Annotated in this window: 1 protein-coding gene; it reads left to right on the plus strand. The window is 52.5% G+C overall.

Annotation, left to right across the window (positions count from 1 at the left end):
- Positions 1–79: 79 nt before the first annotated feature.
- Positions 80–261, plus strand: a 182-nt coding sequence (locus RMT89_RS43875; RefSeq protein ID WP_315889341.1) for a hypothetical protein, incomplete at its 3' end; no start/stop codon positions are given.

Consider the following 261-nt stretch of genomic DNA (forward strand, 5'->3'; position numbering starts at 1 on the left):
GGCGATGGTGCGGAGTTAGATGGAAGGCTCTACTATCGTGTTAGTACCGCCTTCCATCTAATCACTGTTAGGGAACCGCATGGAGCAAATTTACCAACTCGCCAAAGAATTCAGAGCGGCCTTAGAGCGCACTCCACGCATTAGCTTGCGCACAACGTTGGGCAGCTCAAATTTTCCGGATGCTTGCTGCGATGATGCATCGATGTTGCTTGCTGCATATCTCAGCGACAACGGCTTCCCTGGCAGCATTAGGGTCAGCGG

The organism is Streptomyces sp. P17 (genome assembly GCF_032436805.1).
GTDB lineage: Bacteria > Actinomycetota > Actinomycetes > Streptomycetales > Streptomycetaceae > Streptomyces.